The organism is Stenotrophomonas nitritireducens (genome assembly GCF_050984405.1).
GTDB lineage: Bacteria > Pseudomonadota > Gammaproteobacteria > Xanthomonadales > Xanthomonadaceae > Stenotrophomonas > Stenotrophomonas nitritireducens_B.
This window is the reverse complement of sequence record NZ_CP158790.1, coordinates 3,723,471-3,748,850: the sequence shown is the minus strand read 5'-3', so window position 1 is coordinate 3,748,850 and position 25,380 is coordinate 3,723,471. Positions and strand designations below refer to the sequence as shown.

Annotated in this window: 28 protein-coding genes; 13 read left to right on the top strand and 15 right to left on the bottom strand. The window is 70.8% G+C overall.

Annotated elements, in window-relative coordinates; genetic code table 11:
- Positions 1-59: 59 nt before the first annotated feature.
- Positions 60-413: a DMT family protein gene (locus ABTV91_RS16810; protein ID WP_433852453.1), complete on the bottom strand. Its 354-nt coding sequence runs from the start codon at positions 411-413 to the stop codon at positions 60-62.
- A gap of 138 nt (positions 414-551) precedes the next feature.
- Here ABTV91_RS16810 and ABTV91_RS16805 point away from each other — a divergent pair, with 138 nt between their 5' ends.
- The 11 genes from ABTV91_RS16805 (at position 552) to ABTV91_RS16755 (ending at position 9,222) form a co-directional block, all read left to right on the top strand.
- Positions 552-1,265 carry a response regulator transcription factor gene (locus ABTV91_RS16805; RefSeq protein WP_057505422.1) on the top strand — a complete coding sequence of 238 codons (714 nt, stop codon included), beginning with the start codon at positions 552-554 and terminating at the stop codon, positions 1,263-1,265.
- Positions 1,266-1,360: 95 nt separating this feature from the next.
- Entirely contained in the window at positions 1,361-2,680 is a 1,320-nt protein-coding gene (locus ABTV91_RS16800; protein WP_433852452.1) for a sensor histidine kinase, read from the top strand.
- A 223-nt stretch (positions 2,681-2,903) separates the two neighbouring features.
- The gene (locus tag ABTV91_RS16795; RefSeq protein ID WP_433852451.1) at positions 2,904-3,284 is read left to right on the top strand and encodes a diacylglycerol kinase; all 381 of its coding nucleotides are present in this window, start codon (positions 2,904-2,906) and stop codon (positions 3,282-3,284) included.
- A 52-nt stretch (positions 3,285-3,336) separates the two neighbouring features.
- Complete coding sequence (locus ABTV91_RS16790; RefSeq protein ID WP_433852450.1) at positions 3,337-4,086, top strand: TerC family protein; 750 nt, start codon at positions 3,337-3,339, stop codon at positions 4,084-4,086.
- Positions 4,087-4,218: 132 nt separating this feature from the next.
- Positions 4,219-4,848 carry a LemA family protein gene (locus ABTV91_RS16785; RefSeq protein WP_433852449.1) on the top strand — a complete coding sequence of 210 codons (630 nt, stop codon included), beginning with the start codon at positions 4,219-4,221 and terminating at the stop codon, positions 4,846-4,848.
- A gap of 4 nt (positions 4,849-4,852) precedes the next feature.
- Positions 4,853-5,737, top strand: coding sequence for a TPM domain-containing protein (locus ABTV91_RS16780; RefSeq protein WP_433852448.1), 885 nt, complete (start codon positions 4,853-4,855; stop codon positions 5,735-5,737).
- On the top strand, positions 5,737-6,228 hold the full coding sequence (locus ABTV91_RS16775) for a TPM domain-containing protein (protein WP_433852447.1): 492 nt from the start codon (positions 5,737-5,739) through the stop codon (positions 6,226-6,228). Before ABTV91_RS16780 ends, ABTV91_RS16775 begins: the two co-directional genes overlap by 1 nt.
- Positions 6,229-6,292: 64 nt before the next feature.
- On the top strand, positions 6,293-7,198 hold the full coding sequence (gene lgt / locus ABTV91_RS16770) for a prolipoprotein diacylglyceryl transferase (protein ID WP_433852446.1): 906 nt from the start codon (positions 6,293-6,295) through the stop codon (positions 7,196-7,198).
- Between the two features lie 28 nt (positions 7,199-7,226).
- Positions 7,227-8,021, top strand: coding sequence for a thymidylate synthase (locus ABTV91_RS16765; RefSeq protein WP_433852445.1), 795 nt, complete (start codon positions 7,227-7,229; stop codon positions 8,019-8,021).
- 89 nt (positions 8,022-8,110) lie between these two features.
- On the top strand, positions 8,111-8,665 hold the full coding sequence (locus ABTV91_RS16760; protein ID WP_433852444.1) for a dihydrofolate reductase: 555 nt from the start codon (positions 8,111-8,113) through the stop codon (positions 8,663-8,665).
- 173 nt (positions 8,666-8,838) lie between these two features.
- A complete protein-coding gene (locus tag ABTV91_RS16755) occupies positions 8,839-9,222 on the top strand; it encodes a VOC family protein (RefSeq protein ID WP_433852443.1) in 384 nt (127 codons plus the stop codon).
- 4 nt (positions 9,223-9,226) lie between these two features.
- Here the strand turns inward: ABTV91_RS16755 and ABTV91_RS16750 are convergent, their stop codons facing one another.
- From ABTV91_RS16750 to ABTV91_RS16710, 9 genes are all read right to left on the bottom strand, one after another.
- Positions 9,227-10,249 (bottom strand): symmetrical bis(5'-nucleosyl)-tetraphosphatase, encoded by a 1,023-nt coding sequence (locus ABTV91_RS16750; protein WP_433852442.1) that lies wholly within the window; start codon positions 10,247-10,249, stop codon positions 9,227-9,229.
- Positions 10,249-10,632 (bottom strand): Co2+/Mg2+ efflux protein ApaG, encoded by a 384-nt coding sequence (gene apaG / locus ABTV91_RS16745; RefSeq protein WP_153193194.1) that lies wholly within the window; start codon positions 10,630-10,632, stop codon positions 10,249-10,251. Before apaG ends, ABTV91_RS16750 begins: the two co-directional genes overlap by 1 nt.
- Positions 10,633-10,668: 36 nt before the next feature.
- Positions 10,669-11,481, bottom strand: a complete 813-nt coding sequence (gene rsmA / locus ABTV91_RS16740) for a 16S rRNA (adenine(1518)-N(6)/adenine(1519)-N(6))-dimethyltransferase RsmA (protein WP_433852441.1) — start codon at positions 11,479-11,481, stop codon at positions 10,669-10,671.
- Between the two features lie 148 nt (positions 11,482-11,629).
- The gene (gene pdxA, locus ABTV91_RS16735; RefSeq protein ID WP_433852440.1) at positions 11,630-12,616 is read right to left on the bottom strand and encodes a 4-hydroxythreonine-4-phosphate dehydrogenase PdxA; all 987 of its coding nucleotides are present in this window, start codon (positions 12,614-12,616) and stop codon (positions 11,630-11,632) included.
- Positions 12,617-12,620: 4 nt separating this feature from the next.
- Complete coding sequence (locus tag ABTV91_RS16730) at positions 12,621-13,973, bottom strand: peptidylprolyl isomerase (protein ID WP_433852439.1); 1,353 nt, start codon at positions 13,971-13,973, stop codon at positions 12,621-12,623.
- The gene (gene lptD / locus ABTV91_RS16725) at positions 13,970-16,345 is read right to left on the bottom strand and encodes an LPS-assembly protein LptD (RefSeq protein ID WP_433854214.1); all 2,376 of its coding nucleotides are present in this window, start codon (positions 16,343-16,345) and stop codon (positions 13,970-13,972) included. Before lptD ends, ABTV91_RS16730 begins: the two co-directional genes overlap by 4 nt.
- Before the next feature lie 159 nt (positions 16,346-16,504).
- Positions 16,505-17,422, bottom strand: a complete 918-nt coding sequence (locus ABTV91_RS16720) for a histone deacetylase family protein (protein WP_433852438.1) — start codon at positions 17,420-17,422, stop codon at positions 16,505-16,507.
- A gap of 130 nt (positions 17,423-17,552) precedes the next feature.
- Positions 17,553-18,107: a cob(I)yrinic acid a,c-diamide adenosyltransferase gene (locus ABTV91_RS16715; RefSeq protein ID WP_433852437.1), complete on the bottom strand. Its 555-nt coding sequence runs from the start codon at positions 18,105-18,107 to the stop codon at positions 17,553-17,555.
- A gap of 13 nt (positions 18,108-18,120) precedes the next feature.
- Positions 18,121-18,702, bottom strand: coding sequence for a hypothetical protein (locus ABTV91_RS16710; RefSeq protein WP_433852436.1), 582 nt, complete (start codon positions 18,700-18,702; stop codon positions 18,121-18,123).
- A gap of 117 nt (positions 18,703-18,819) precedes the next feature.
- Here ABTV91_RS16710 and ubiH point away from each other — a divergent pair, with 117 nt between their 5' ends.
- Positions 18,820-20,031, top strand: a complete 1,212-nt coding sequence (gene ubiH / locus ABTV91_RS16705; protein WP_433852435.1) for a 2-octaprenyl-6-methoxyphenyl hydroxylase — start codon at positions 18,820-18,822, stop codon at positions 20,029-20,031.
- Complete coding sequence (locus tag ABTV91_RS16700) at positions 20,028-21,206, top strand: UbiH/UbiF family hydroxylase (RefSeq protein ID WP_433852434.1); 1,179 nt, start codon at positions 20,028-20,030, stop codon at positions 21,204-21,206. The genes ubiH and ABTV91_RS16700 overlap by 4 nt, the downstream gene beginning before the upstream one ends.
- A gap of 359 nt (positions 21,207-21,565) precedes the next feature.
- On the opposite strand, the gene ABTV91_RS16695 is transcribed toward ABTV91_RS16700, so the two are convergent.
- From ABTV91_RS16695 to rlmM, 5 genes are all read right to left on the bottom strand, one after another.
- Positions 21,566-21,970 (bottom strand): EF-hand domain-containing protein, encoded by a 405-nt coding sequence (locus ABTV91_RS16695; protein ID WP_433852433.1) that lies wholly within the window; start codon positions 21,968-21,970, stop codon positions 21,566-21,568.
- 51 nt (positions 21,971-22,021) lie between these two features.
- A complete protein-coding gene (locus ABTV91_RS16690; protein ID WP_433852432.1) occupies positions 22,022-22,336 on the bottom strand; it encodes a hypothetical protein in 315 nt (104 codons plus the stop codon).
- A 125-nt stretch (positions 22,337-22,461) separates the two neighbouring features.
- Positions 22,462-23,184: a hypothetical protein gene (locus tag ABTV91_RS16685; protein ID WP_433852431.1), complete on the bottom strand. Its 723-nt coding sequence runs from the start codon at positions 23,182-23,184 to the stop codon at positions 22,462-22,464.
- 81 nt (positions 23,185-23,265) lie between these two features.
- Positions 23,266-24,180: an SMP-30/gluconolactonase/LRE family protein gene (locus tag ABTV91_RS16680; protein ID WP_433852430.1), complete on the bottom strand. Its 915-nt coding sequence runs from the start codon at positions 24,178-24,180 to the stop codon at positions 23,266-23,268.
- Between the two features lie 147 nt (positions 24,181-24,327).
- A complete protein-coding gene (gene rlmM, locus ABTV91_RS16675; protein ID WP_433852429.1) occupies positions 24,328-25,377 on the bottom strand; it encodes a 23S rRNA (cytidine(2498)-2'-O)-methyltransferase RlmM in 1,050 nt (349 codons plus the stop codon).
- Positions 25,378-25,380: the final 3 nt, after the last annotated feature.

Sequence of the window (25,380 nt, the reverse complement as noted above, 5' to 3'; positions counted from 1 at the left end):
CCCGCATCCGGCGCGTTCCCGACGCCGGGGGAGAGGCCAGGGAGCCGGCGCCGGCCGGGCTATTCCTTGAACATCAGCAGCGCGGCGAGCACGATCAGCGCGAACGCCGCCCAGTGGTTCCATTTCAGCGGCTGGCCCAGGTACACCGCCGAGAACCCGGCGAACACCAGCAGGGTGATCACCTCCTGCATGCCCTTGAGCTGCGGCGCCGAATAGACGGCCGCGCCCAGGCGGTTGCCCGGCACCTGCAGGCAGTACTCGAAGAAGGCGATGCCCCAGCTGACCAGGATCACCGCCAGCAGCGGCGCCGAGCGGTATTTCAGGTGCCCGTACCAGGCGAAGGTCATGAACACGTTGCTGGCCACGAGCAGCAGCACGGGGTAGAGGTAGGCGGAAAGGGGCGGGGTGGGCATGGACGGGTCCGGCGGAAGGCGCGCATAGCATAGGGCCAAGGCCCGCTCGGCCCGCCGCCGCGGCGGGCGCCGTTTTCTTCACATGGGATGCACTGCGGGTGCGGCATCTTTCACAAAGCTGAAGAACGAGGAGGCTCCATGCGACAGACAAAGGAATCGTCCGGACTGGTGCTCGTCATCGAGGACAACCGCAACATCTCCGAGATGATCGGCGAGTACCTGGAAGGCAAGGGATTCGAGGTGGATTACGCCTGCGACGGCCTTGACGGCTATCGGCTGGCGGCGGAAAACAGCTACGACGTGGTGGTGCTGGACCTGATGCTGCCGCGTCTTGACGGCATCGAGGTCTGCCGCCGCCTGCGCAACGAGGCGCGCAAGTCCACGCCGGTGCTGATGCTGACCGCGCGCGACACGCTGGACGACAAGCTCACCGGCCTGGGTTTCGGCGCCGACGACTACCTGACCAAGCCGTTCGCCATCCAGGAACTGGAAGCGCGGCTGCGCGCGCTGATCCGCCGCGAGCGCCGCCAGGTCGGCGCCGAGGTGCTCAAGGTCGCCGACCTGGTGCTGGACCCGGTCAGCATGCGCGCCACCCGCGCCGGCACCGAGCTGCAGCTCTCGCCCATCGGCCTGCGCCTGCTGACCATCCTGATGCGCGAATCGCCGCGGGTGGTGACCCGCCAGGAGATCGAGCGCGAGATCTGGGGCAACGGCCTGCCGGACTCGGACACCCTGCGCAGCCACCTGTACAACCTGCGCAAGATCATCGACAAGCCGTTCGACCGGCCGCTGCTGCACACCGTGCAGAGCGCGGGCTACCGCATCGCCGACATCGCCCAGCCGATGGGCTGAGCATGCCGGCGAACGCACTCCGTCGCGAAGGGAAGGGCCGCGCCGCGGCCCGGTTCCCCTTCCCTTAACCGCACAGGACCACCGCCGGGGCTGCGATGCTGCACGGGTTGCCGCGCAAGATCAGGACCGCTTTCATGCTGCAGGCGCTGCTGGCCGGCCTTGCGGTGCTGCTGGGCGGCTACCTGGTGTTGCTGGTGGTCAAGTTCGGCCTGGTCAACGCCCTGCTCAAGGAAGAGGCGGCGCATTTCTGGGAGCTGCACGCCGCCTCGGCGGCGCAGCCGCCGCCCAATACCAGCAACATCCGCGGTTACCTGCTGGAAACCGGGCAATCGCCGCTGAGCCTGCCGGCCGACCTGCGCGCGCTGGCGCCCGGCTTCCACGAGATCGGCGATGCCGACCAGCTGGTGCTGGTGGACGAGAAGCCCGACGGCCGGCTCTACCTGGTGTTCCTGCGCTCGCAGGCCCAGCGCCTGGCGTTCTGGTTCGGCGTGGTGCCCGTGCTGCTGATCCTGCTGGCGGTCTACGGCGCCTCGTGGCTGACCTACCACGTCTCGCACCGCGTGGTGTCGCCGGTGACCTGGCTGGCGCGGCGCGTGTCGCAATGGGACCCGCTGTATCCGGACGCCAGCGAACTGGCGCCGGAACGGCTGCCGCCCGACGTGCAGGGCGAGGTGCGGCAGCTGGCCGACGCGCTGCACACCATGGCCGGCCGCATCGGCGACCACGTCGCGCGCGAGCGCAACTTCACCCGCGACGCCAGCCACGAACTGCGCACGCCGCTGACCGTGATCCGCATGGCCAGCGACATGGCGCTGGGCGCGCAGGAACTGAGCCCGGGGCTGCAGCGCAGCCTGCAGCGCATCCAGCGCGCCGGCCGCGACATGGAGGCGCTGATCGACGCGCTGCTGATCCTCGCCCGCGAGGCCAACATCGAACCGCAGGCCGAATGGGTCGAGGTCGCCGACGTGGTCCGCTACGAGGCGGCCAACGCCCGCGGCAGCCTGGCCGGACGCCCGGTCGAACTGGAAGTCCACGTGCTCGCGGCGTGCCCGCTGCGGGCGCCGCCGCAGGTGCTGCACGTGGTGGTCGGCAACCTGCTGCGCAATGCCTGCAACTACACCGACGCCGGTCGCGTCGACGCCTATGTGGAGGCCGACCGGGTGGTGGTGCGCGATACCGGCATCGGCATGTCGCAGGAGGCGCTGGCGCGGATCTTCGAGCCGTTCTTCCGGGTCGAGCCGGAGCGGCGCCAGGGCCACGGCCTGGGCATGCCCATCGTGCACCGCCTGTGCGAGCGTTTCGGCTGGCGCATCGAGCTGGACAGCGCGCCGGGGCAGGGCACGACGGCGACCGTGCGGTTCTCGCTGGGCGCCCGCCGAAGCGACGAAGACCCCGGCCAGGCCACGCCCGGCTGAGTGCCCCGTGGGGGCGTCCAGTCCCCGCCGCGCCCCTGAATGGCTTCGCGCGCGCCCCTGCCATGCACCTGCGGGCGAGAGCGCGCGCGAGGCGGCGACAGGGCGCCGACAGGACGCCTGTGGCAGAATCCCGCGCTGTTCATCGTCACGGCCGCCCGCATGGTTCCCTCCCGTTCCCGCCCTGTTCCGGCCGCCCGTGCCGGGTCGATCGAGGGCCGCGTCCATGGCTGACGAGGTCGGCAACCTGCCGCGCGGTCCGGCGCGGGTGCTCAAGGCGGCGATCTGGTCCTGGCAGGGCCTGACCGCGGCGTGGAAACACGAATCCTCGTTCCGGCTGGAGGTCTACCTGTTTGTGCTGCTGGCCCCGCCCGCGCTGTGGCTGGGGCAGACGCCGGTGGAGCGCGTGCTGCTGGTCGGCTCGATGCTGCTGGTGATGGCCATGGAGCTGGCCAATTCCGCCATCGAGGCGGTGATCGAGCGCTACGGCCCGGAATTCCACGTGCTGGCCGGGCGCGCCAAGGACATGGGCTCGGCGGCGGTGTTCGTGCTGATGATGAATGTTCTGCTGTGCTGGGGCCTGATCCTGGTGCCCCGGCTTTTCTGAAACCACCGGCCGCGCGGTGGCGGTGTACGGTCTTTGCTGAAGGATTGCCTGCATGTCTTTTGAGTTCCTTGCCGACCCGAACGTATGGGTCACCCTGTTCATGCTCAGCGCGCTGGAAATCGTGCTCGGCATCGACAACCTGGTGTTCATCTCCATCGCCGTCGGCCGCCTGCCCGAGCACCGGCGCCCGCTGGCGCGCCGCGTCGGCATCGCCGTGGCCTGCATCACCCGCATCCTGCTGCTGGTCTCGCTGGCCTACCTGGCGCACATGGAGAGCAACCTGTTCACCGTGGCCGGCATGGGCATCTCGATCCGCGACCTGGTGCTGATCGTCGGCGGCCTGTTCCTGCTCTACAAGGGCGTCAAGGAGATCCGCGAACTGGTCAGCGGCGGCGAGGACCAGGACCCCACCACCACCCGCGCCTCGGCCAGCTTCGGCATGGTGATCGCGCAGATCGCCGTCATCGACATCGTGTTCTCGCTGGACTCGGTGATCACCGCCGTCGGCATCGCCGACCACATCCCGGTGATGGTCTGCGCCGTGCTGCTGGCGGTGGCGGTGATGCTGCTGGCGGCCAACCCGCTGGGCCGCTTCATCGACGCCAACCCGACCGTGAAGCTGCTGGCGCTGGCCTTCATCCTGCTGGTCGGCGCGGTGCTGGTGCTCGACGGCCTGGACCTGCACGTACCCAAGCCCTACATCTACGCGGCGATGGGCTTCTCGGTGCTGGTGGAGTGGCTGAACCTGCTGATGCGCCGCAACGCCAAGGCGCACCACGTCCCCGGCGCGGACAACTGGTAAGCCGTGACCTGCCGCCGGCGCCAATGCCGGCGGTGGCGACCTGACGGGCCGGCCCATGCCGGCCCTTGTCGTATGCACACACTGAACACCGGGGGTGGCATGCTGCGGGCTCCAGTCGCCCAGGGGCCCGCCATGCGCCAGTTCTTCCGTCTGATGTTGCTCGCCCTCGTGGCGGGTTCGGTTTCCGGCTGCGGCTACAACGCCATCCAGCAGAAGGACGAGGCGGTCAAGGCCGGCTGGTCCGAGGTGGTCAACCAGTACAAGCGCCGCGCCGACCTGATTCCCAACCTGGTCAATACCGTGCAGGGCTACGCCCAGCAGGAGCGGCAGGTGCTGACCGAGGTGACCAACGCGCGCTCGCGGGTCGGGCAGATCAACGTCAATGCCGACGACGCCGCCTCGCTGCAGCAGTTCCAGCAGGCGCAGGGCGAACTGGGCAGCGCGCTGTCGCGGCTGCTGGTGGTCAGCGAGAACTACCCGACGCTGAAGTCGGACCAGAACTTCCGCGACCTGCAGGCGCAGCTGGAAGGCACCGAGAACCGCATCACCGTCGCGCGCGGCCGCTACATCCAGCTGGTGCAGGACTACAACACCTACATCCGCTCGTTCCCGCAGGTCATCACCGCCAAGCTGTTCGGCTACCAGGCCAAGCCCAACTTCACCGTCGAGAACGAGGCGCAGATCGCGCAGCCGCCGGCGGTGGATTTCGGCACCCGCCCGGCGCCGCAGCCGCAGAACCCGCCGCCCGCGCCGGCGCAGTGAGTCGATGACGCGCCTGCCGTACCTGTTGCTGCTGGCCCTGCTCTGCTTCGGCGGGGCAGGGGCGGCCATGGCGCAGCCGCTGGCGCCGATCCCGCCGCTGGATTCGCCGGTGGTGGACACCACCGGCACCCTGGATGCCGCGCAGCGGCAGGCGCTGGTGCAGCAGGCGCTGGCCCTGCAGCAGCGCAAGGGCAGCCAGCTGCAGGTGCTGGTCGTGCCCAGCACGCAGCCGGAAGACATCGCCCAGTACGCCACCCGCGTGTTCGAGCAGTGGCGCATCGGCCGCAAGGGCGTGGACGACGGCGTGCTGCTGCTGGTGGCGAAGAACGACCGCCGCGTGCGCATCGAGCCGGGTTACGGGCTGGAAGGCGCGATTCCCGATGCCGTCGCCAACCGGGTGATCCAGGAATACCTGGTGCCGCGGTTCCGCCAGGACGATTACGCCGGCGGCATCGCCGATGCCACGGCCGTGCTGGTCCGGCTGGTCGACGGCGAGGCGTTGCCGGCGCCGGTGGCCAGCAACCGCGGGTCCGGCGATGGCGAAGCCACGTTCGGCATCGCGCTGTTCATCGGCGGCTTCGCCGCGCTGCTGGCGCGGCTGCTGTTCGCACGCCGTTCGCGGCCGCTGAAGGGCCTGCTGGCGGCGCTGCTCGGCGGCGGCGCGGGCTGGCTGCTGCTGTCGCTGGCCGGCGGCGGCGTCGCCGCGGCGGTGGGGTTCTTCCTGTCGCTTGGCGGGCTGTCGCCCGGCGGTTTCGCGCGCGGCGGCGGTTTCGGCAGCGGGGGCTTCGGGGGCGGCGGATTTGGCGGCGGAGGCGGCTTCGGCGGAGGCGGCGGCTGGTCCGGTGGCGGCGGGCGTTCGGGAGGCGGCGGCGCCTCGGGGAGCTGGTGATGCGCTGGTTGCGCCATTTCTTTTCGCCGTCGGCCCAGGCGCGGTTTCCGCCTGCCAGCCTGGACCGCATCGCCCGCGCCATCGCCGAGGGCGAGCGCCGGCACGCGGGGCAGGTGATGTTCGCGGTCGAATCCGACCTGCCGCTGGCGGCGCTGTGGCGCGGCGTATCGCCGCGCGAACGCGCCGAGCATGCCTTCGCCTTGCTGCGCACCTGGGACACGCAGGCCAACAACGGCGTGCTGGTCTACCTGCTGCTGGCCGACCACGCCATCGAGATCGTCGCCGACCGCGGCCTGCACGGACGCGTCGATGCGGCGCAGTGGCGCCGGGTCTGCGAGGACTTCGCCCGGCTCCGGCGCGACGGCGACCTGGAGGCGGCGGTACTGGCCATCGTGGCGGAGGTTTCGACGCTGCTGGCCGCGCACTTCCCCGCCGTTGCCGGGCAGGCGCGCGACAACGAGCTGCCCGACCGCCCGCGGCTGCTGGAGTGAAGCGGCGGTTGAGCCCTGCGGGCGCTGCCCCGAGAATAGGGACTCGTCCGCCGGACCTGCCTGCATGATCTATCTCCACGACATAGACCCGATCGCCTTTTCCCTCGGGCCGATCAAGGTGCACTGGTACGGCGTCATGTACCTGCTGGGCTTCGCCGCCGCGTGGTGGCTGGGGCGGCGCCGCATCCGCGCCGGACGCCTGCCGGGCGTGGACATGAACGGTTTTTCCGACCTGCTGTTCTACGCCATGCTCGGCGTGGTGCTGGGCGGGCGCATCGGCTACATGCTGTTCTACGCGACCGCCGATTTCCTGCACAACCCGCTGATCCTGCTGCGCGTGTGGGAAGGCGGAATGAGCTTCCACGGCGGCCTGCTCGGGGTCATGGCCGCCGGCTGGTGGTGGACGCGCAAACACGCGCTGCACTATTTCGACACCCTCGATTTCGTCGCGCCGCTGGTGCCGCTGGGGCTGGGCTTCGGACGGCTCGGCAATTTCGTCGGCGGCGAGTTGTGGGGCAAGTTCACCCACGCCGGCTGGGGCGTGGTGTTCCCGCATGCGCCGCTCAAGGACGTGCCCGCCGGCCTGCCGACCATGGAGCAGCTGATGTCGGCCGCGCAGATCAGGCAGGACTACGCCGCCGGCCTGCTCAGCCAGTACGCGCGCCATCCCTCGCAGCTGTACGAGGCGGTGCTGGAGGGGCTGGTGATGTTCGTCGTGCTGTGGGCGTATTCGATGAAGCCGCGCCCGCGTTACGCGGTGTCCGGCCTGTTCGCGCTGATGTACGGCAGCTTCCGCTTCCTGGTCGAATTCGTGCGCATGCCCGACAACGGCATCTACCTGGCCTTCGGCTGGTTCACCCGCGGCCAGCTGCTGAGCCTGCCGCTGATCGCGCTGGGACTGGCGCTGCTGGCGATGTCGCGCCGCGCGCCGACGCTGCAGCCGGTGCTGCCGGTGGGAGGCAAGGCGTGAGCATGAAGCCCTTCGCCGGAGGCAGAAAGTGAAGCAATACCTGGACCTGCTGCGGCACGTGCTCGAGCACGGCACGGAAAAGGCCGACCGCACCGGCACCGGCACGCGCAGCGTGTTCGGCTGGCAGATGCGCTTCGACCTCAACCAGGGGTTCCCGCTGGTCACCACCAAGAAGCTGCACCTGCGCTCGATCATCCACGAGCTGCTGTGGTTCCTGAAGGGCGACACCAACATCGGTTACCTGAAGGACAACCAGGTGCGGATCTGGGACGAGTGGGCCGACGCCAATGGCGACCTCGGCCCGGTCTACGGCAGGCAGTGGCGCAGCTGGGCCACCGCCGACGGCCGCGAGATCGACCAGATGCAGTGGCTGGTGGACGAGATCCGGCGCAATCCGGATTCGCGGCGGCTGGTGGTCAGCGCCTGGAACGTGGGCGAGCTGTCGCAGATGGCGTTGATGCCCTGCCACAACCTGTTCCAGTTCTATGTCGCCGACGGCAGGCTCAGCTGCCAGCTGTACCAGCGCAGCGGCGACATCTTCCTCGGCGTGCCGTTCAACATCGCCAGCTATGCGCTGCTGACCCACATGGTGGCGCAGGCCACCGGCCTGGGCGTGGGCGATTTCGTGCATACCCTGGGCGACGCGCACCTGTACTCCAACCACTTCGAGCAGGCCCGCGAACAGCTTTCGCGCCAGCCGCGCGCACTGCCGACGTTGTGGCTGAACCCTGAGGTGACCGACCTGTTCGGCTTCGCCTACGACGACATCCGCATCGACGGCTACGACCCGCTGCCCGCGATCAAGGCGCCGGTGGCGGTATGACGGGGGGCCGGGACCCGGGACCCGGGACCGGGGACCCGGGAAAAGCAGCGGAGAGCTGCCTTTCTGCTTCCTGCGTCGGAACGGCAGTCATGGAGCAAACCGACGCGAGAGTCGCTTCTCCCGGGTCCCCGGTCCCGGGTCCCGGGTCCCGGCTTTCGCTCATCGCCGCGCTGGACCGCAATCGCGGCATCGGCCGCGACAACGGCATGCCGTGGCACCTGCCGGACGACTTCCGGCACTTCAAGGCGCTCACGCTGGCCAAGCCGATCCTGATGGGGCGCCGGACCGCCGAATCGCTCGGCCGTGCGCTGCCGGGGCGGACCAACCTGGTGCTCACCCGCAGCGGCCAGGTGCCGTTCGCGGGCATGCGGGCGGTGGCCTCGCTGGACGAAGCCAGGGACGTCGCGGCCGGCGAGGGCGCCGAAGAACTGTGCGTGATCGGCGGCGGCGAGATCTACCGGCTGCTGATCGACCAGGCCACGGACCTGCACCTGACCTGGGTGGATGCCGAGGTCGCGGCCGACACGTATTTCCCCGAGGTGGACCCCGCGCTGTGGCAGGAAGTGGACAGCCAGCCGCATCCGGCCGACGATCGCCACGCCTTCGCCTTCCGCTTCGTCCACTACGTGCGGCGCTCCCCGTAGCTGCGGGGCTTGCCCCGCAGGACGCATTCCCGGAGAAGCCCAGCGCGGCAAGCCCCGCTCCACGGCTTCCCGGTAGCCGTCCCGCGGCCGTTTCGGCCGTTGTGCGGGAGATGCGGTCGTGCCGGGCACGCCGCCGGCCAGGCGTAGATACCTTCCAACCCGGGGAGACGAGTGTGGGCGCGTTGTTCGATCGGATCGATACCTTCATCCTGCGGGTGGCCGATTACCAGGCCGCCGCTGCCTGGTACGCCGCCAATCTCGGCCTGGAGGCCGCGTTCGTGGATGCGGGCGAGTGCCTGGCGGTGCTGCCGCTGGCGGAGGGCGCGAGCCTGACCCTGTGGCAGCGCAAGGCCGGTGAACCGGCCGCGGATCCGCACGTGCAGGGCGCGTTCCCGATCTTCGCGACGCGCGATGCGGCAGCGGCCCTGGAGGCGTTGAAGCGGCGCGGCGTGCGCGTCGGCGAACTGCAGTGCGGCGACGGTGTGGTGTATTTCCGGTTCCAGGACGCGGACGGGAACTGCCTGGAAGCCTGCCAGGTCCTGGCGCCCGGCGCCTGAGCGGCTACGGCGCGGGCGTGGCGCCGCCGTTGTTGCCCGGCGTGCCGCCCGGACTGCCATTGTTGCCGCCGTTGCCGCCATTGTTGCCGGGGCGGTGCCGGCGTGGCCGGCGCCGCTCGCGGCGTTCGCCCTGCGCTTCGCCGCGCGGTTCCGGGCGACGTTCGGACGGCGGCCGCCGCGGCGGATGCGCGCCGGGCACCGGCGCCGGCACGTCGCGGCCGGGCACCTGCACCACGCGCAGTTCGTCGCTGTCCAGCCGCAGCGCGGTGAGCCTGCCGCCCCACACCGCGCCGGTGTCGATGGCGTGCACGCCCTGGGTGATGGTCAGGCCCAGCGCCGACCAGTGGCCGCAGACCATCTTCAGTTCGCGCTCGACCCGGCCCGGGACCTCGAACCACGGGTACATGCCCTGCTGCTGGGTGCCGGGCGTGCCCTTGTCTTCCATGCCGATGCGGCCGCGCGGCGTGCAGTAGCGCATGCGGGTGAAGATGTTGATGATCGCGCGCGCGCGGTCGTAGCCGGCCAGGTTCGGCGCCCAGCTGGGGCCGTCGCCGTACATGTTGCGCAGCAGCTTGCGGTAGCCGTTGCCATGCAACTGCTGCTCGACCTCGCGCGCGTGCTTCTCGGCCATCGCCACGGTCCACTTCGGCGCGAGGCCGGCATGGAACATCATCCAGCCCAGCTCGCGGTCCACGTGCACCAGCTTCTGCTGGCGCAGCCAGTCCAGCAGCACGTCGCGGTCCTCGGCGAGCACCACGCGCTGCAGGTCCGGGTTGACCTTGCGCTGTTCCTCGGGGCTGCGCGCGCCGACGGCCAGCAGCGAGAGGTCGTGGTTGCCCAGCACCACCGTGCAGTGTTCGCGCAGCGAATGCACCAGGCGCAGGGTTTCCAGCGACTGCCCGCCGCGGTTGACCAGGTCGCCGCAGAACCACAGCCGGTCGGCGGCCGGGTCGAAGTTGATCTTCTCCAGCAGCCGCTGGGTGACGTCGTAGCAGCCCTGCAGGTCGCCGATCGCCCAGGTCGCCATCAGTGCAGGGTCCTGGGAATGGACAGCACGAACGGCGCGACCGGCGCGGCGAATTCGGTACCGTCGTCGGCCAGCATGTCGTAGTGGCCCTGCATGGTGCCGCGCTCGGTGCCGAGCATGACCCCGGAGGTGTAGCGGAACTCCTCGCCCGGGCGCAGCCGCGGCTGCTCGCCGACCACGCCGTCGCCGTCCACGTGCTCGGTGCGGCCGTTGCCGTCGGTGATGCGCCAGTGGCGGCTGATCAGCCGCGCCGGCACGGTGCCGCGGTTGTGGATGCGGATCGTGTAGGCGAACGCGTAGCGCCCGTCCTCGGGGGCCGACTGTTCGTCGACGAAACGAGGCGATACCTCGATCTCGATCGCGTAGTGGCGGGAATCGTCCATGCGGGCAAGTGTAAGCAAAAGCGGGTGGAGCGGACGTCAGGCGACGGTGACGTTGGTCAGGGCGATGAAATCGGCCACGTCCAGTTGTTCGGCGCGCGCGTCGCTGCGCACGCCGGCGGCGGCGAAGCCGGCTTCATCGACGATGCCGTTCAGGGCGTTGCGCAGGGTCTTGCGGCGCTGGCCGAAGGCGGCCTTGACCAGGTTGGCGAAGTGCTGCGGATCGACGATGCCGACCGTGGCCGGGTCGCGCGGCACCAGCCGCACCACGGCCGAGTCCACCTTCGGCGGCGGCCGGAACGCGCCCGGCGGCACCACGAACAGCGAGGTGACCTGGCACCAGGCCTGCAGCATCACGCTCAGGCGGCCGTAGACCTTGCTGCCCGGCGCGGCGGCCATGCGGTCCACCACTTCCTTCTGCAGCATGAAGGTCATGTCCGAGATCGCCGCGGCGTGCTCCAGCGCGTGGAACAGGATCGGCGAGGAGATGTTGTAGGGCAGGTTGCCGACCAGCCGGATCGGCGAGCCGGCGGCCAGTTCGGTGAAATCGACCTGCAGCACGTCGCGGTGGACGATGGTCAGCTCGCCCAGCGGCGCGGCCGCGGCGGTGAGCGGCGCGATCAGGTCGCGGTCGAACTCGATCACCGTCAGTTGCGGATGGCGGCGCAGCAGCGGGAAGGTGATGGCGCCCTGGCCCGGGCCGATCTCGACCAGCCGGTCGCCGGGCTTCGGGTTGACCGCCAGCACGATCTTCTCGACGTAGTGCGCGTCGGCCAGGAAGTGCTGGCCCAGCTGCTTCTTCGCCGGCGCGGTGAAACCGACGCCGGCGCGCGGGGAATGGGAGGAATTCATCGGGCGATTCTAGAGCGTGTCGTGTGCTTTGGCGTGCGGTCCGGCGCGATCGGGCCGCTGCGCGGCAGGACGAGGGCCGCAGGCAAGGCGCATGCATTCGGCGGACGCAACGCCGCGCCGCGGTGATCCGGACGCGCCGGGACGCGCTTCAAGGCGCATGGCATGCCCCGCGTTGCGCGGCCAGCCGCGCGCACAGCGCGGTGGCGGCCTGCAGGCTGGAAGGGTCGGCCGTGCCCTTGCCGGCCAGGTCCAGCGCGGTGCCGTGGTCGACCGCCACGCGCGGGTAGGGCAGGCCCAGGGTGATGTTCACCGCCTGCTCGAAGCCGCTGTACTTGAGCACCGGCAGCCCCTGGTCGTGGTACATCGCCAGCACCGCGTCGAAGCCGCGCAGCTTGCCCGGCAGGAACGCGGTGTCGGCCGGCAGCGGGCCGACCAGGTCCACGCCTTCGCCGCGCAGTCGTTCCAGCAGCGGGATGACGACATCCAGTTCCTCGCGGCCCAGGTGCCCGTCCTCGCCGGCGTGCGGGTTCAGGCCGAGCACGGCGATGCGCGGCCGCGCCAGTCCGAAGTCGCGGCGCAGCGCGGCGTCGGTGATGGCGATGACCCTGCGCAGGCCGTCGGCGGTGATCGCGTCGGGCACCTCGCGCAGCGGCAGGTGGGTGGTGGCCAGCGCCACGCGCATCAGGTCGTTGGCCAGCATCATCACCACCTCGACGCCGGCCTGGTGGGCCAGCAGTTCGGTGGTGCCGCTGTAGGCGATGCCGCCTTGGTTGATCACCGCCTTGTGCACCGGGCCGGTGACCACGCCGTCGAGTCCGCCGTCCAGGCAGGCGCGGCCGGCGCCGAGCAGGGCGTCGATCACCGCGCGTGCGTTGGCGGCGTCGGGCTGGCCGAAGCGGGACGGGGCGGCGTTGCGGATCGGGCGCAGGCGCAGGTCGCCCGGCGCGCGCGCCTGCGCTTCTTCGGGCAGCAGGTTCAGCGGCAGGCCGAGCGCGGCCGCGGCGGCGCGCAGCACGTCGGGGTCGGCGAACGCCAACAGCCGGCAATCGCTGCGCGGCTGTTGGACGAGGCGGATGCAGAGTTCCGGGCCGACCCCGGAAGGCTCGCCCGGGACCAGAGCGAGCTGGGGAATCATCGGATCAGGGCTTGGCGGGGTCGGCCGCCGGCTCGGCGGTGCCCTCGGCGCGGTCGCCGGTGCGGAAGCTGACGTAGGCGTCGCCGCGCAGTTCCTGCAGGAAACGGTTGTATTCGTCGTCCAGCTTGCGGCGGCCGATCTGGTCGCGGATCTGCGCGCGCTTGTTGTCGTCGGTCACGTCGGTCTGGCGCGTGGCCACGCGCTGCACGATGTGCCAGCCGGCGTCGGTGCGGAACGCCGCGGTGACGCCGCCGTCCTGCACGCTCTCGACCTGGCGGCCGAAGTCCGGGCCGAACGCATCGGCCGGGAACCAGCCCAGGTCGCCGCCCTGGCCGCGGCTGTTGGCGTCGTCGGACGCTTCCTTGGCCACGGCCTGGAAGTCGGCGCCGCCGGCGATGCGCGCGCGCAGGGTCTCGATCTTCGCCTTGGCCGCCGCGTCGTCCACCTGGTCGGTCACGCGCACCAGGATGTGGCGGGCGTGGAACTCGGTGACGGTGTGGGTGCCGGCGGCAGCATTGTCGCTGTCGCGCACCTCCACCAGCTTCAGCAGCTGGAAGCCGCTCGGGCCGCGGATCGGGCCGAGCACGTCGCCGGCCTTCATTTCCTTGATCTGCATGGAGAACGCGTTGGGGATCTCGTCCAGGCTGCGCCAGCCCAGGTCGCCGCCTTCCAGCGCGTTGGGGCTGTCGGAGTAGCGCACCGCGGCGGCGGAGAAGTCCAGTTCGCCCTTGCCGATCAGGTTCTTGATGCCGTCGATCTTGCTCTGGCCGGTGGCGATCTGCTCGGCGCTGGCGCCGTCCGGCAGCGCCACCAGGATGTGCGCCAGGTGGTATTGCATGCCGCCGGCGTTCTGCTGCGCCAGGGCCGCGTCGACCTCGCCCTCGCTGACGCTGATGCGGCTCTGCGCGAAGCTCTGGCGCAGGCGCTGGGTGACGATCTCCTCGCGCACCGAGTTGCGGAAATCCTCGAAGCCGATGCCGTCCTGGGCCAGGCGCTGGCGCAGGCCGTCCAGGTCGGTGCCGTTCTGCTGGGCGATGCTGGCCAAGGCGTGGTTCAGTTCCTCGCCGCTGACGCGGATGCCGCTGCTCTCGGCGCGGGCCACCTGCAGCTTGACCAGCACCAGGCGCTCGAGCACCTGGCGTTCGAGCACGCCCTGCGGCGGCAGCTGGTGCTCGCGGCCGGCGTACTGCGACTTGATGTTGTTGACCGCGCGCTGCAGTTCGCTCTGCAGGATCACGTCCTCGTCGACGACGGCGGCGATGCGGTCCAGCGGCTGCGTCTGCTGCGCGGCGGCCGGTGCGGACACGCCGGCAAGCGCCAGCAGGGTGGCGAGGACTGCAGGTAGGGTCTTGGTCATGGAATCAGGTTCGGATCGTAGTCGTCGTCGTTCGCCTCGATGTTGCTGGGCGGAACGAGGTACAGGTCGTCTCGGTTGTAGCCGAGAATAGCACGGCGCAAGGTGCGGTCCGTGTCCTGCCCGACCGAGCTCAGGCCCTTGAGCACGAACTCGACCTGGAAGGAATTGTTCATCTCGCCCTCGCGGTTGCGCACGTAGCGGCGGGCCAGGGCGCGCACCGCCAGGCAGCAGCTGTCCCACTGCACGCCGCCGATGATCTCCAGCGGCTTGTGGTCGAGCATCGAGTAGTAATAGCGGCCGACGATGCTCCAGCGCGGGTTGATCGGGTACAGGAAGGACAGGTCGGCCTGCTTGAGCTGGTCGGTGTTGTTGCTGGGGTTGCGGCGGTAGCGGTAGGTCAGGTTGACCACGCCGTCCTCGGGCAGCAGGTAGCGCGCGCGCACGCTGGCCAGGTCTTCCTTGCGGTACTTCGGGTTCCACTGGTAGGTGCTGCCCAGGGTCCAGCGGTCGTTGATCGCCCAGTTCACGTCGGCGACCCACGCCGACTTGCCCTGCTGGACGATGGCGTCGCTGCTGCCCAGGGTGACCCGCGAATCCTCGAAATAGGTGATCTGGCCGATGCTGGCCGACAGCTTCTCGCGGCCGTCGTCCTGGCGGATCAGGCGCGTGGTCAGGGCCGTGGTCAGCTGGTTGGCGTCGTTCTGGCGGTCGGCGCCGGTGAAACGCGAGTCGCGGAACAGCTGGCCCCAGCTGAAGGTGAAGGCGCGGGTATCGAACAGCGGCAGGTCGCCCTGGTCCCGGTACGGGGTGTTCAGGTAGAACAGCCGCGGCTCCAGGGTATGCAGGTAGGACCTGCCGCCGATCTCGGTTTCGCGGTCGAAGAACAGGCCCATGTCCAGGCTGGCGATGGGCAGGCTGCGGTGCGGCGCGGTGTTGCCGCGCAGCTGTTCGGGCGTGGCGGTGGCCGGGTCGATGCCGGCGGCGATCAGCTGGTTGCGGCGGATGCCGTCGGCCAGGCCGCGCTCCAGTTCGTAGGCGGTGTAGCGCCAGGCCAGGGTCGGGGTGACGTACCACGCCGCGCCGGCCAGCGGCATCGACACGTAGGGCTTGATGTCCAAGCGCGAGCCGCCGTAGACCCGGGTCAGGCTGCCATCGCGCACATACTCGCCCTCGGCATCGATGGTCTTGCCGCGGATGTCGTCGTGGGTGAACCGCACCGCTTCGGCATAGACGCCGGTCTCCAGCCAGCGGCCGAAGCTGTCGTCCCAGGTGCCGAACAGGCGCGGCTGGCGGCTGTAGGGCAGGGCGGCCTCGGTCAGGGTGTAGTCGGTCAGCTGCCAGTGGTCGGCCATCAGGCCGGCAGTCCAGGTGCGGCCGGTGCCGTACAGGCCGGCGGTGCTCTGCAGGTTGGAGGCGGTCACGCCGAGCAGGCGGTTGGCGAAGTCCTCCATGTAGCGTTCGTCGCTGACCCAGGCCAGGTTCGCGCGCGCCTGCCAGTGCCGGTCGACGTTGTGGTAGCCGTTGTAGGCGACCTTGCCGCGCTCCTTGTCGCGCAGCGAGTCGTGCGGCATCCACTCGGTGTCCAGCTGCCCGCGGCCGCCGCCGTAGAGGTAGCGGAACTCGTTGTTGAGCATCAGCCCGCGGCGGCTCATCCAGCGCGGGGTCAGGGTGTCGTCGTAGTTCGGCGCCAGGTTGAAATAGATCGGCTGCGCGTAGTCGAAGCCGTTGCGCCCGGACAGGCTCAGCTTGGGATAGAGCAGGCCGGTCATGCGCCGGTCGTCGATCGGGAACTTGAACCAGGGCATGTACATCACCGGCAGCTTGCCGACGCGCAGCACCGCGTTGCGGGCGGTGCCGAAGCCCTCCTCGTTGTCCACCTCGATCTGCGGCGCGACCAGCTTCCACACCGGTTGCGACGGATCGCAGGTGGTATAGGTGGAGCGGTGCATCTGCCCGACCGAACCCTGCAGGTCGATGGAGTCGGCGCTGCCGTTGCCGCGCCGCGAGACCAGCTGGTAGCGGATGTCGCTGATCTTGTGGCTGTCCGTTTCCTGGTTGCCCTCGGCGCGCTTGGCGGTCAGGCGGATCGAGGAGTCGGAGTAGCGCACGTTGCCGTCGGCGATGTAATTGCCGGTTTCCGTGTCGAAGCGCAGGTTGTCGGTGCCCATGAACTGGTCGCCGCGCTTGAGCGCCACGTTGCCCTCGTACTGCGGGATCGTGCTGGTGCCGGTGAGCTGGTCGCCCTCGATGTCGGTCGGCAGCTGGTCGCGGGTGGCGGCCGCGACCGGGTCGGCCTTGGGCGCTTCGTCGAAGGCCGGCAGCACGTCGGTGGCCGGGCACAGGTTCCAGTTCACCGGCTTCTCGCTGGCCATCGCCGACAGGCAGAGGGCGACGCTCAGGGGCAGGGGAAGCAGGCGGAGGGCTCGGCGCACGCGGATCGGATTCAGGGAAAACGGCCGCTAGCTTGCCGCATCGACTGCATGGGGGCAATGAAGGACCCGCACGGGCGGGGGCCGGGGTTCATGCGCCCGTCACCGGGCCAGCAGGCCCTGCACGTGGGCCACGCTGCATTCGGCCAGCGCCTGCAGGTCGTAGCCGCCCTCGAGCAGGGACACCAGCCGGCCGTCGGCGTGGCGCTCGGCCAGCGCGGCCAGTTCGCCGGCCAGCCAGCCGAAATCCTCGGTCTCCACCATCAGGTCGGCCTGCGGGTCGCGCATGTGCGCGTCGAAACCGGCCGAGACCAGCAACAGCTGCGGGCGGAAGGCGTCCACCTGCGGCAGCAGGTCGTCGGCCCAGGTGTTGCGGAAGCGGAAGCCGCCGCTGCCCGGCGGCAGCAGGATGTTGCAGACGTTGCCCACGCCGCGCTCGCGCATGCTGCCCGAATGGGGGAACAGCCCGGATTCGTGGCTGCTGTAGTAGGCCACGCGCGGGTCGGTCTCGAAGATCGCCTGGGTGCCGTTGCCGTGGTGGACGTCGAAATCGACGATGGCGATGCGCTCCAGCCCGTGCACGTCGCGGGCGTAGGCCGCGGCCACGGCGATGTTGTTGAACAGGCAGAAGCCCATCGCGGTGTCGGCGGTGGCGTGGTGGCCGGGCGGCCGCACCGCGCAGAACGCGCGCCGGTCGGGGCCGCGCATCACCGCATCGACCGCGGCCACGCCGGCGCCGGCGGCATGCAGCGCGGCGCTGGCCGAGCCGGGCGAAGTGAAGGTGTCCAGGTCGATCCGCCGCAGCGGCGCGGTCTGCGCCTGCAGCATGTCGTCGATCAGCTCGCGCCCGTGCACCCGCGCCAGCTCGCCGAGCTTGGCCGGCGGGGCCTGGCGCCAGTCCAGCTGCGCCGGGAATGCCTGGTGCAGCGCGTCCAGCACCGCGCGCAGCCGCTCGGGCGATTCGGGGTGGTCGGGGCCGGGGTCGTGGCCCAGGCAGGCCGGGTGGGTGAATACGAGCATGCCCGGCAATGTAACCGACCGCCATGCTTCGTAGCTGCCGGCCTTGGCCGGCAGAGTCGCTCAGGAACGAGTGGAGAGGAACGAGGAACGAGTAAAAGCAGGAGCGCGGCTCTCACTCGTTCCTGACTGATCAGGCGCGCCGGCGCTCGTGGTTCCAAAGCACTTCGCCGTGGCCGTCGGCGCGGGCCAGCACCCGCGCCAGCACGAACAGCAGGTCGGACAGGCGGTTCAGGTAGCGCACCGCCTCGCCGCGCACGGCTTCGACCCGGGCCAGGGCGACGGTCTCGCGCTCGGCGCGGCGCACGATGGTGCGGGCCAGGTGGCAGCGCGCCGCCGCCTCGCCGCCGGCCGGCAGGATGAAATCCTTCAGCGGCGGCAGGTCGTCGTTGTAGCGGTCCAGGTGCCGTTCCAGCGCGTCGATGTCGGCGGCCTGTATCGCGGCGTGGCCGGGGATGCACAGCTCGCCGCCGAGGTCGAACAGCTGGTGCTGGATCGTGGTCAGCAGCGCGCGCACGTCCTCCGGCAGGGCCACCGCCAGCAGCACGCCGATGGTCGAGTTGGCCTCGTCGACGGTGCCGTAGGCATTGACCCGCAGCGAGTCCTTGCCGGTGCGGCTGCCGTCGCCCAGGCCGGTGCTGCCGTCGTCGCCGGTACGGGTGTAGATCTTGGAAAGGCGGTTGCCCATCGTGCGGCGCCGGTCAGTGCGCGACGCGGTCGGCGGCCGACTGGCGCGCGAACGCCTCGGCCGCGGCCTGCGCCAGCGCCGCCACGCCGGTGTACATGGCCGCGGTGCGCATGTACGGCAGCAGCCAGTCGGTGTAGTTCTTGAACCAGCCGGCGACGGTCGGCTCGGCGACGACGCTGCTGGTCCAGTAGAAGCCGCCCTGCGCGAACAGGTGGCAGACCACCACCGCGCCGACCAGGGTCGCGGCGAACAGGCCCAGCGCGCGCCAGCTGGCGCCCGTGTAGGAACGGCGCAGCAGCATGCCGCCGGCCCACATGGCGAAGTAGGCCGGGACCAGCGCCCAGTAGCCGGCCGAAACGCAGTAGTGGCTCCAGAAGTCCATGCCCTGGCTGCTGATCACCGTCCAGTCCACGGCCACCGCCAGCGCCATCAGCAGCGGGAATGCCCAGCGGGTCCAGCTGCGCAGGTAGAAGCCGCCGATGAAGAACACCGCCCAGGACGCGTCCGGGATCGGCGCGAAATGGTTGATGCGGGTGCCGACCATCAGCAGCACGAGCAGGGACAGGACGAAGGTGCGTTGGACGTTGGCGGTCATGGTGATGAGGGATCTGGCGGAATCAGGCCGCCATTCTAGCCGCAGTCGCGCCGAGGACGCGGTTGCGGCGCCGCATCGCGCCGGCGGACGGGGTGGCCGAGCCCTTATCATGTCGGCATGAACGACCTGCATGATGTGGTGATCGTCGGTGGCGGACTGGTGGGTGCCAGCCTGGCCATCGCGCTGGACCGGCTGGGGCTGGACGTGGGACTGGTGGAAGCGACCCCGGCCGGCGAGCTGCCGGCGGTGTTCGACCAGCGCAACCTCAGCTTCGCCGCGGCCACGGTCAACGCGCTCACCGCGCTGGGCGTGATGCAGCGCCTGGAAGGCGCGCCGGGCCCGATCCGCCGCATCCACGTCAGCCGCGCCGGCGATTTCGGCCGCGTGGTGATGGACGCCGGTGACTACGGGCGCGACGCCTTCGGCCAGGTGGTGGTGGCGCGCGACTTCGGCCGTGCGCTGGAAGCACGGCTGGGTGATCTGTCGCGGCTGACCCGCTACCGCCCGGCGAAGTTCGTGGGGCTGGGCGGATGCGCCGACGGCCGCCGCGAGGTGCTGATCGCCGACGCGGCCGGCGAGCGCCGCCTGCGCGCGCGGCTGGTGGTCGGCGCCGACGGCACCCGCAGCGCGGTGCGGCAGGCGCTGGGCATCGAGGCCAGCGAGCACGACTACCTGCAGACCCTGTTCGTGGCGCGGGTGCGTAGCGCGCGGGCGCCGGACGGCACCGCCTGGGAGCGCTTCACCGATACCGGCCCGACCGCGCTGCTGCCGCGCGGCGACCGCCACTACGGCCTGGTCCATGGCGTGGCCCGCGACGAAGCCGAGGCGGTGGCCGCGCTGGACGACACCGCCTGGCTGGCGCGGCTGCAGGACGTGCTGGGCTGGCGCGCCGGGCGGCTGCTGGAAAGCGGCCCGCGCAGCGCCTACCCGCTGGTCCAGGTGCTGGCGCAGCGGCTGGTCGGCGAGCGCGCGCTGCTGCTGGGCAACGCCGCGCAGACCATCCATCCGCTGGGCGCGCAGGGCTTCAACCTGGGCCTGCGCGATGCGCTGACCCTGGCCGAACTGATCGGCGACGCCGCGCAGGACCCGGGTTCCGACGACCTGCTGCAGGCCTACGTGCAGCGCCGCGGCCCCGACCGCGAGCAGACCCTGGCCTTCTCCGACGGCCTGGCGCGCCTGACCGGCAACGCGGCGCCGCTGCTGCGGCCGCTGCGCAGCCTGGGCCTGGTGGCCGCCGCGCAGGCCGCGCCGCTGCAGTCCTTCCTGGTCGGCGGGGCGATGGGATTCCGCGGGCAGGTGCCCGAACTGTGCAGGAGCCAGGTGCGATGAGCCGGCGTGGAGGATTGGACGCGGTGGTGGTCGGCGGCGGCGTGGTCGGCACCGCCTGCGCGCTGGCGCTGGCGGGCGAAGGCCTGCAGGTGGCCCTGGTGGAAGGGCGCGAGCCGTCGCCGTGGTCGGCGCAGCGGCCTGACCTGCGTGTGTTCGCCTTCGCCCATGACAACGCGGCGCTGCTGGAAACGCTGGGCGTGTGGCCGCAGGTGGCGCAGGCGCGGGCGCATCCCTACCTGCGCATGCGGGTGTGGGACGCGGCCGGTGGCGGCGAGCTGGCCTTCGACGCCGACGCGCTGGGCCGCCGCGAGCTGGGCTGGATCGTCGAGAATGGCCTGCTGGTGGACCGGCTGTGGTCGGCGCTGCCGGCGGCCGGCGTGCAGCTGCATTGCCCGGCGCGGGTCGAGTCGATGGAGCAGGACGAAGGCGGCGTGCGCCTGCGGTTGGATGATGGCCGGCGCGTAGACGCGGCCGTGGCCATCGCCGCCGACGGTGGCGAATCCACGCTGCGCGCGCTGGCCGGGCTGGCCGTGTCGCGCCACGACTACGGCCAGCGCGGCGTGGTCGGCTACGTCGACAGCGAGCGCCCGAACGAGGCCACCGCCTGGCAGCGCTTCCTCGATACCGGCCCGCTGGCGGTGCTGCCGGTGGACCGGCACCGCAGTTCCATCGTCTGGACCCTGCCCGATGCCGAGGCCGACCGCGTGCTGGCGCTGGACGACGAGGCCTTCGGCCGCGAACTGAGCAATGCCTTCGAAGGTCGCCTGGGCGCGATGCGCCCGGCCTCGCCGCGCGCGGCGTTCCCGCTGCGCCGGCAACTGGCCAGCGACTACGTCGCCGGCCGCGTACTGGTGCTGGGCGACGCCGCGCACGTGGTGCATCCACTGGCCGGGCAGGGCGTCAACCTCGGCCTGCGCGACGTGGCCGCGCTGCGCGACCTGGTGCGTGATGCGCGCCAGCGGCGCGCGGACTGGACCGCACCGCACCGGCTGCGGCGCTGGGCGCGGGTGCGGCGCAGCGACAACACGGTGGCCGCCTACGGTTTCGACGCGATCAACAAGGTGTTCTCCAACGACGAGATGCACCTGACCCTGGCGCGCGGCGCGCTGCTCGGCCTGGCCGGGCGCATGCCGCCGCTGCTGTCGCTGTTCTGGAAGCGCGCTTCGGGTGTGTGACGGCGCCGGAACACCGGCGCCCGCGATACGCGTAGGAACGACTTCAGTCGCGATGGCTTCTGAACGCTTCACAGGGCCTGAAAGCCATCGCGACTGAAGTCGTTCCTACGGGTGCAGCGCGTGGCCGACGTCGCATCAACGCGGCACGCTCAGGCGTGCCAGCTCCGGGGCCGCGCACCGCAGCGCACCGTGCACGATGGGGCGGCTTGCGCCCGTGCTTCATGCATCCACGGTCGCGGCCGCTGGATCAGTAGCGCGGCACGCTGCTGTCCACGTCCTGCGCCCAGGCGTCGATGCCGCCGGCGACGTTGTAGACGCGGGTAAAGCCCCGAGCGCGGGCGGGTGGGCGCAGGTGAGGGTCAGCGGACCAGCCAGCCGGCCAGCTGTTCGCGTGCGAGCTTGCCGCGTCGTGCGGTATCGAGCGCGTTGAACTCGTCGGCCAGCGCCGGGTTGGCCTGCGCCTCGTCGCGGCTGAGGAAACCGTCGCCATCCACGTCGAGCGCGTCGAAATCGATGCGGTAGTTGCCGGTCACGCTGTCCGGCTGGATCGAGCGCACGATCACCGTGGCCTGGCCGGCTTCGCCCGGCAGACGGACCTGGTGCGTGACCGCGCCGCTGGCCAGCGACTGGCTGCGCACGGCGACCGGCGCCGACGGCAGCGGCGCGGTGACAGCGGTATCGCGCGGCGCGTGCTGCGCGCGCGTGGGTGCGGCCGGCAGCACGCACAGCAGCAGGAAGAGGGTGGACAGGCTGGGACGGATCACGGGCAGGCCTCGCATGCGGACGACGGGATTCGCCTGCCGGCCCGCCCGGCCTCACTTCTTCATCCAGCCCTCCAGCTGCGCCCTGCTCAGGCGGCCGCTGCGGTGGGTGTCGAGCGCATCGAACTCGCGTTCGAGCGTGGGATTGGCCTTGGCTTCCTCGCGGCTGATGAAGCCGTCGTGGTTGCGGTCCAGCGTGGCGAAGTCGATATGGTAGTCGCCGCGGATCGAATCGGGTTCTTCCGAGGTGACCGTGACCGGCGTGCCCTTGTCGGTGAGCGTGGTCCGGCCGGTTTCCTGCGCCAGCGCCGGAACACTGGCGGCGGCGCACAGCAGCAGGGCGGGAAACAGGGAGCGGGAGAGGTTCATGGGTGGACTCCGGAAAGGAAACACGCGCCCGATGCTTGGCCCGCCGCTGTTAAACCAGCCGCAAGAATGCATGCAGGCCGGCTGAATGTTGCCGCCGGTTCAGCGCCGCGCCGTCCGCGCGTTGCTCAGCCCGGAATGAACGGAAACGCCAGTTTCAGCAGGCCCTTCAGGCCACCCTCGACGGTGGAGCTGACCGCCTTGGCGCCCAGGCTGTTCAGGGCGCGGCGCACGTCGTCCCAGCGCAGCTGGGCGACGTCCTTCTTCAGCAGGTCGGCCACTTCCTCCGAGGTCGGCGCCAGCTTCTTCAGCGCCGCCACCGTCGCCTGCGGATCGGGCTGCAGGTAGCCCCAGCGCTCGGCGATCTTCAGCAGGGTGTCGAAGCGCACCGCCACCACCTCGCGGTTGCGCTCGTATACCGGCAGCGCGCCGACCTCGAGGATCGCCTGCTCGAAGCGCTGCGCGTCGTCCGGGTGTTCGATGCGGATGGCCAGGAAGCCTTCCTTGCGGCTGCGCTCGCTCACGTGCTTCGCCCCCGAGCGCAGGTTGGCCTCGGTCAGCACGGTGGCGACGATGCGCTGCAGGGCGTCGTCAGCCTCCTCGGGCACCAGCGCCCGCCAGCGGGCATAGCCGTCGCGGCGCAGGCCCTTGACCTTGGCCGGCGTCACCCGCAGCTGCAGCGCCACGCTGGCGTTGGAATCGCCGCGGTCGATGGCGCCGTCGCGTTCGAGCAGCACGAAGATCAGCAGTTCCAGGTCGCGCTTGGTCAGCGACTGGAAGCCCTGCAGCAGGGTCAACCGCAGGAATTCGTTGCCGAAGCCGGCCGGGTCTTTCAGTTCGATGGCGTGCATGCGTGTCCTCCCAAGGGTCACAGCATGCCCGATCGCGGTTGCGCGGATTGAGACGCCGCGCGCCGGGCCGGCGATCCGGCCTCAGTGCCCGTATTCACGTCCCGGACGGTCAGTGCGGAAGGTCTCCACGGCGCCGCGGTCCTGCAGCGTCACGAACACCTGCCGGCCATCGGCGCCGCCGAAGGCCACGTTGGTCGGCTTGCGGCCCTTGAGCGGCACCTCGCGCAGCAGTTCGCCGTCGGGCGAGACGATGGCGACGACGCCCGCATCGTAGCGGGCGATGTACAGGTTGCCGTCGGCGTCGCAGCGCATGCCGTCCATGCCGTGCGCGTCGAAGCGGATCAGCAGGCGCTTGTTCGACAGCGCGCCGTCGGCATCGCGGTCGTACACCCAGACGTTGCGCTGCACGCTCTCGTTGACGTACAGGCGGCGCCCGTCCGGGCTGACCTCGATGCCGTTGGTCGTGCCCATGCCCGATTCCAGCCGCTGCGCGCTGCCGTCGCGGTCGATGCGCCACAGCTGGCCGTTGTCCGGGTTGGCCCAGTCCGGATCGCTCGCGTACAGCGTTCCGTCCGGCGCCAGCGCGATGTCGTTGGGCTGGTGCGCACCGTCCAGGCGCGCGAACACCGACACCGCGCGCGTGGCCGGATCGACGCGCAGCACGGCATGGCCCTTGTAGTCGGCCACGAACATCGCGCCATCGGCGCCGAAACGGATGCCGTTGCCGACGCTGCCTTCGGGCAGGGTGACGAACAGTGCGGCCCTGCCGTCCGCATCGACGCGGCCGATGGTGCCCTCGTGGCCGAAGTTGACCACGTACAGCGCGCCGTCCGGGCCGGTGGCCGGGCCTTCGATGCCGGCGGTGAACACACCGTCGCCGACATGGTCGTGGGCGAGGAAGTCAGGCGCGGCGATGGCATTGCCGCACAGGGCCAGGCACAGCGTGGCGGCGGCAGGACGCAACAGGACGTGACGGGCGATGGCGGCGCTCTCCATGCGGGGAAGGCCCGCAGTGTGCCAGAGCCGCGCCGTGGGAATGGCCGCTGGTTGCGAGAGCAACGACGTACCGCCGCAGGTGCGGGGCTTGCCCCGCACGCGGCCTTCCCGGCAATGCGCCGTGCGGGGCGAGCCCCGTACCTGCGATCAACCGCGCGCCGGCATCGCCAGCACGGTGATCTCCTCGCGGTCGTGATAGAGCTGCTTGGCGCGCACGTCCAGCGGCCTGCCGGCCTGCTCGGCGAACAGGTCCAGGCACAGGCGGGTCTCGTCCCAGCGCTTCTTCATCGGCAGTTTGAGGTTGAAGATGGCGTGCCGGCACCAGCCTTCGCGCAGCCAGGTGGCCATGCGCTCGGCCACCTTGCGCGGCTGTTCGACCATGTCGCAGACCATCCAGTCCAGCGCGGTCTCCGGCTTCCAGTGGAAGCCATCGGCGCGCAGGTGCTCGACCAGGCCGGTGTCGAGCACGTGCTGGCGCAGCGGGCCGTTGTCGATGCTGGTGACGCGCAGGTGCTGGCGGGTCAGCACCCAGGTCCAGCCGCCGGGTGCGGCGCCGAGGTCGGCCGCGCGCATGCCGGGCTTGACCAGCGCCTCGCGTTCCTCGGGCGTGAGCAGGGTCAGCAGCGCCTCGTCCAGCTTCAGCGCCGAGCGCGAGGGCGCTTCGGGCAGCAGTTTCAGGCGCGGGATGCCCAGCGCCCACGGCGCGCTGTCGCGGGTGTCGGCGGCGCCGAGGAAGGCATGGGTGCCGTCGACGAACACCACGTGCAGCCGCGGCAGCCTGCCGTTGTCCTTGTCGGTGAGCAGGCCGGCCTTGCGCAGCGCCGGGCGCAGCGCGTTGCCGAAACTGCGCGCCAGCCCGGCCAGCGGCTTGCCCGCGTCCGAATCGGGGTGTTCCACCCACAGCTCGCCGAAGCGCGGCTGGCCCTGCAGCGCGGCGATGATCGGGCTGATGCGGTCGCTTGGGTCCAGTTGCGGCAATTCCGCCAGCAGGCGCAGCTTCTGCCGGGCGAAGATCAGCCCGCGCCAGGGCAGGGCGCGGTCGAGCGCGGCGGCTTCGTCAGTGACGAACACCACGTAGCCGTCGTTGCGCTGCGTGCGCGCATAGCCGGCGATGCCGGCATGGCCGGCGCGCTCGGTCAGTTCGGCGGCCAGTTCCGGCTCGAAGCCCTGGCGGCAGTAGCACAGCAGGCCGGTCATATG

Excerpts from the sequence above, each read along its gene's own strand:
- ABTV91_RS16810 (WP_433852453.1), bottom strand. The coding sequence starts at position 413 with ATGCCCACCCCGCCCCTTTCCGCCTACCTCTACCCCGTGCTGCTGCTC.
- ABTV91_RS16805 (WP_057505422.1), top strand. The coding sequence starts at position 552 with ATGCGACAGACAAAGGAATCGTCCGGACTGGTGCTCGTCATCGAGGAC.
- ABTV91_RS16800 (WP_433852452.1), top strand. The coding sequence starts at position 1,361 with ATGCTGCACGGGTTGCCGCGCAAGATCAGGACCGCTTTCATGCTGCAG.
- ABTV91_RS16795 (WP_433852451.1), top strand. The coding sequence starts at position 2,904 with ATGGCTGACGAGGTCGGCAACCTGCCGCGCGGTCCGGCGCGGGTGCTC.
- ABTV91_RS16790 (WP_433852450.1), top strand. The coding sequence starts at position 3,337 with ATGTCTTTTGAGTTCCTTGCCGACCCGAACGTATGGGTCACCCTGTTC.
- ABTV91_RS16785 (WP_433852449.1), top strand. The coding sequence starts at position 4,219 with ATGCGCCAGTTCTTCCGTCTGATGTTGCTCGCCCTCGTGGCGGGTTCG.
- ABTV91_RS16780 (WP_433852448.1), top strand. The coding sequence starts at position 4,853 with ATGACGCGCCTGCCGTACCTGTTGCTGCTGGCCCTGCTCTGCTTCGGC.
- ABTV91_RS16775 (WP_433852447.1), top strand. The coding sequence starts at position 5,737 with ATGCGCTGGTTGCGCCATTTCTTTTCGCCGTCGGCCCAGGCGCGGTTT.
- lgt (WP_433852446.1), top strand. The coding sequence starts at position 6,293 with ATGATCTATCTCCACGACATAGACCCGATCGCCTTTTCCCTCGGGCCG.
- ABTV91_RS16760 (WP_433852444.1), top strand. The coding sequence starts at position 8,111 with ATGGAGCAAACCGACGCGAGAGTCGCTTCTCCCGGGTCCCCGGTCCCG.
- ABTV91_RS16750 (WP_433852442.1), bottom strand. The coding sequence starts at position 10,249 with ATGGCGACCTGGGCGATCGGCGACCTGCAGGGCTGCTACGACGTCACC.
- apaG (WP_153193194.1), bottom strand. The coding sequence starts at position 10,632 with ATGGACGATTCCCGCCACTACGCGATCGAGATCGAGGTATCGCCTCGT.
- rsmA (WP_433852441.1), bottom strand. The coding sequence starts at position 11,481 with ATGAATTCCTCCCATTCCCCGCGCGCCGGCGTCGGTTTCACCGCGCCG.
- pdxA (WP_433852440.1), bottom strand. The coding sequence starts at position 12,616 with ATGATTCCCCAGCTCGCTCTGGTCCCGGGCGAGCCTTCCGGGGTCGGC.
- ABTV91_RS16730 (WP_433852439.1), bottom strand. The coding sequence starts at position 13,973 with ATGACCAAGACCCTACCTGCAGTCCTCGCCACCCTGCTGGCGCTTGCC.
- lptD (WP_433854214.1), bottom strand. The coding sequence starts at position 16,345 with ATGGCCAGCGAGAAGCCGGTGAACTGGAACCTGTGCCCGGCCACCGAC.
- ABTV91_RS16720 (WP_433852438.1), bottom strand. The coding sequence starts at position 17,422 with ATGCTCGTATTCACCCACCCGGCCTGCCTGGGCCACGACCCCGGCCCC.
- ABTV91_RS16715 (WP_433852437.1), bottom strand. The coding sequence starts at position 18,107 with ATGGGCAACCGCCTTTCCAAGATCTACACCCGTACCGGCGACGACGGC.
- ABTV91_RS16710 (WP_433852436.1), bottom strand. The coding sequence starts at position 18,702 with ATGACCGCCAACGTCCAACGCACCTTCGTCCTGTCCCTGCTCGTGCTG.
- ubiH (WP_433852435.1), top strand. The coding sequence starts at position 18,820 with ATGAACGACCTGCATGATGTGGTGATCGTCGGTGGCGGACTGGTGGGT.
- ABTV91_RS16700 (WP_433852434.1), top strand. The coding sequence starts at position 20,028 with ATGAGCCGGCGTGGAGGATTGGACGCGGTGGTGGTCGGCGGCGGCGTG.
- ABTV91_RS16690 (WP_433852432.1), bottom strand. The coding sequence starts at position 22,336 with ATGAACCTCTCCCGCTCCCTGTTTCCCGCCCTGCTGCTGTGCGCCGCC.
- ABTV91_RS16685 (WP_433852431.1), bottom strand. The coding sequence starts at position 23,184 with ATGCACGCCATCGAACTGAAAGACCCGGCCGGCTTCGGCAACGAATTC.
- ABTV91_RS16680 (WP_433852430.1), bottom strand. The coding sequence starts at position 24,180 with ATGGAGAGCGCCGCCATCGCCCGTCACGTCCTGTTGCGTCCTGCCGCC.
- rlmM (WP_433852429.1), bottom strand. The coding sequence starts at position 25,377 with ATGACCGGCCTGCTGTGCTACTGCCGCCAGGGCTTCGAGCCGGAACTG.